The sequence below is a fragment of the Staphylococcus sp. GDX8P114P-2 genome (assembly GCF_017892945.1).
GTDB classification, from domain to species: domain Bacteria; phylum Bacillota; class Bacilli; order Staphylococcales; family Staphylococcaceae; genus Staphylococcus; species Staphylococcus arlettae.
This window is the reverse complement of the sequence record NZ_JAESMB010000015.1, coordinates 2,263-5,801: the sequence shown is the minus strand read 5'-3', so window position 1 is coordinate 5,801 and position 3,539 is coordinate 2,263. Positions and strand designations below refer to the sequence as shown.

General features: G+C 29.0%; 3 protein-coding genes and 1 pseudogene. 2 read left to right on the top strand and 2 right to left on the bottom strand.

Annotated elements, in window-relative coordinates; genetic code table 11:
• Positions 1-141: pseudogene (locus KA845_RS08645) on the top strand (IS6 family transposase); the annotation flags it as partial.
• A 580-nt stretch (positions 142-721) separates the two neighbouring features.
• On the opposite strand, the gene KA845_RS08640 reads toward KA845_RS08645, so the two are convergent.
• Together KA845_RS08640 and KA845_RS08635 are read right to left on the bottom strand one after the other, a co-directional pair.
• Positions 722-1,645, bottom strand: coding sequence for a protein rep (locus KA845_RS08640; protein WP_194378914.1), 924 nt, complete (start codon positions 1,643-1,645; stop codon positions 722-724).
• A 226-nt stretch (positions 1,646-1,871) separates the two neighbouring features.
• Positions 1,872-2,693 (bottom strand): putative RNA methyltransferase, encoded by an 822-nt coding sequence (locus KA845_RS08635; RefSeq protein ID WP_049948317.1) that lies wholly within the window; start codon positions 2,691-2,693, stop codon positions 1,872-1,874.
• 791 nt (positions 2,694-3,484) lie between these two features.
• On the opposite strand from KA845_RS08635, the gene ermCL reads away from it, so the two are divergent.
• A partial coding sequence (gene ermCL / locus KA845_RS08630; protein ID WP_194378915.1) for a 23S rRNA methylase leader peptide ErmCL occupies positions 3,485-3,539 on the top strand: 55 nt, incomplete at its 3' end.

Below are 3,539 nucleotides of genomic sequence, written 5' to 3'. Positions count from 1 at the left end.
AGGTATCAAAGTATCAATACAGCAAAGAATACTTTAAAAGGTATTGAATGTATTTACGCTCTATATAAAAAGAACCGCAGGTCTCTTCAGATCTACGGATTTTCGCCATGCCACGAAATTAGCATCATGCTAGCAAGTTAAGCGAACACTGACATGATAAATTAGTGGTTAGCTATATTTTTTTACTTTGCAACAGAACCACTTTTTTGATTTACATCGACGATACGGCGTCGAAAGAAAAATAAATAGACCGTACGAAAGAATAAGCCAATCCAATTTATTTGGGTTGGCTTTTATTTTTAATACACTTATTTTGAATTTTAAGGGGGCATTTTGAAGATTTAGGGGTGTGTCATATAGGTTTTATACCTAAAAACATATATAAGCTCTTAAAACGCAAATATGAGCCAAATAAATATATTCTAATTTCACAAACAAAAATTTGAGCAAATCCAGTGACTAATTTTTTAGACACTGTCCATTTACATGCAAATTAAAATTTTCATGTTTTTATAGTTCCCGACAGGGTCAAAAATTGTATAACGAAAGTATAATGTTTATATAACATTAGTATAATAAAGCATTTTAACATTATACTTTTGATAATCGTTTATCGTCGTCATCACAATAACTTTTAAAATACTCGTGCATAATTTAACAGCTGACCTCCCAATAACTACATGGTGTTATCGGGAGGTCAGCTGTTAGCACTTATATTTTGTTATTGTTCTTCCTCGATTTCGTCTATCATTTTGTGATTAATTTCTCTTTTTTCTTGTTCTGTTAAGTCATAAAGTTCACTAGCTAAATACTCTTTTTGTTTCCAAATATAAAAAATTTGATAGATATATTCGGTTGGATCAATTTCTTTTAAATAATCTAAATCCCCATTTTTCAATTTCTTTTTAGCCTCTTTAAATAATCCTGAATAAACTAATACCTGTTTACCTTTAAGTGATTTATAGAATGCATCAAATACTTTTTGATTTATTAAATAATCACTATCTTTACCAGAATACTTAGCCATTTCATATAACTCTTTATTGTTATTTTGTCTTATTTTTTGAACTTGAACTTGTGTGATTTCTGAAATGCCTGTTACGTCACGCCATAAATCTAACCATTCTTGTTGGCTAATATAATATCTTTTATCTGTGAAATACGATTTATTTACTGCAATTAACACATGAAAATGAGGATTATAGTCATCTCTTTTTTTATTATATGTAATCTCTAACTTACGGACATATCCCTTTATAACACTACCTACTTTTTTTCTTTTTATAAGTTTTCTAAAAGAATTATTGTAACGTTTTATTTCATTTTCTAATTCCTCACACATTACATTAGGTGTAGTCAAAGTTAAAAAAATAAACTCCTTATTTTCTTGCTGCTTAATATATTGCATCATCAAAGATAAACCTAAAGCATCTTTTCTAGCTTTTCTCCAAGCACAGACAGGACAAAATCGATTTTTACAAGAATTAGCTTTATATAATTTCTGTTTTTCTAAAGTTTTATCAGCTACAAAAGACAGAAATGTATTACAATCTTCAACTAAATCCATTTGATTCTCTCCAATATGACGTTTAATAAATTTCTGAAATACTTGATTTCTTTGTTTTTTCTCAGTATACTTTTCCATGTTATAACACATAAAAACAACTTAGTTTTTACAAACTATGACAATAAAAAAAGTTGCTTTTTCCCCTTTCTATGTATGTTTTTTACTAGTCATTTAAAACGATACATTAATAGGTACGAAAAAGCAACTTTTTTTGTGGTTAAACCCAGTCATATCAATAACTTAAGGGTAACTAGCCTCGCCGGCAATAGTTACCCTTATTATCAAGACAAGAAGAAACTCGTTTTCAACTCGTTTTAAAACCACCAACCAAAACCTTAAAACTCATCGTAATTTCACTTAAGTTTTTCTTAATTATTCCTTCTTTTTCTACGTCACTTAAATTCCACGTTAAAGGCGTCATATCAAGTAATTTATTCAATTCTTCTTTATTTAATTTAACCTTATAACTAATGTCTATCATTTCAATTTTATTAAAATTAGCTTCAAATAAATCTATAACCTCAGAATTATCATAATCCTTATTTTTATGATTACTAAAGACTATATTCCTTATTTCTTTTAAATAATCACTATTAGGAATTATTTTTATCAATTTCCCCTCTTTATCTAGAACTCTTTTAAACTCATCATAATTAGAAGGGCTAAGCACATTAATTAAAAAGTCTACATTCCCATTCATAACTGGTATATCAGCTAGATCAGCAACCAACCAATTTATATTTTTATATGATTTTGCTGCTTTTTTTACACCTTCTTTTGCAATGTCTATACCTAAGAATTCATTTTCACCAAGAAATGTTTTACTAATTTCATTTAAAATATAACCCTCACCAGTACCAACATCTATCACATTATTTTTAGTTTTAATCTCATATTTTTTAATAATTTCTATGATTTTTGAAATTAATATCGAATACAAATTGCTACTATCATTCAATTCTCTTCTAGCAATAAACAATTTTTTATCGTATTTACTTTTTTTATGCCCTGAAATTAAATTCGAATAACCCTCTTTTGCAATATCAAAAGTATGGTTATTCTCACATGCTAAAGTTTTATAACCTCTCTTTAATTTTTCATCACATATAGAACACTTAAAAAACATATTCACACCTCCAATCAAATAATTATAAATAACAAAGTTGCTTTATTCCAATTGCTTTATTGACGTTGAGCCTCGGAACCCTTAACAATCCCAAAACTTGTCGAATGGTCGGCTTAATAGCTCACGCTATGCCGACATTCGTCTGCAAGTTTAGTTAAGGGTTCTTCTCAACATCAATAAATTTTCTCGGCATAAATGCGTGATCTAATTTTTGTCATAACGTTTAGCAAAACATAATACAAAATTAAAAAAAGAGATGTGAAATTGGCACTGCACCCTTACTAAGGGAGCTCAATAAAAACACTATTTTCTAGGCTGCTAATTCCCTATATTCTATAGGGGATAAGTAGCCTAGTTTTTGTCGAATTCCTTTTTATACTAATTTCATTGGCACTCCCAGTATTGTTGTTCAATACTGCCCATCTACATGCAAATTTAAAAATTGGCATAAAAAGTGGGTAACCATGTTGGTTAAACGCTATATTTCCCACAGGGGCTAAAAGACACAAAAAATCTCCACCTTTAAACCCTTGCCAATTTTTATTTTGTCCATTTTGTCTAGCTTACCGAAAGCCAGACTCAGCAAAAATAAAATTTTTATCGTCTTTCGGTTTTCTAGTATAACGGACAAAACCACTCAAAAATAAAAAAGATACAAGAGAAATCTCTCGTACCTTTTATTCAACAATAGCGCCCGATTGCAGTATAAATTTAAAGGTCGTTCATCATGTTTTTATTTATCAGAGCTTGTGCTACAATTATTCTAAGTTTATAAGAAGGAGAATTAATATATGGGCATTTTTAGTATTTTTGTAATCAACACAGTTCATTATCAACCAAACAAAA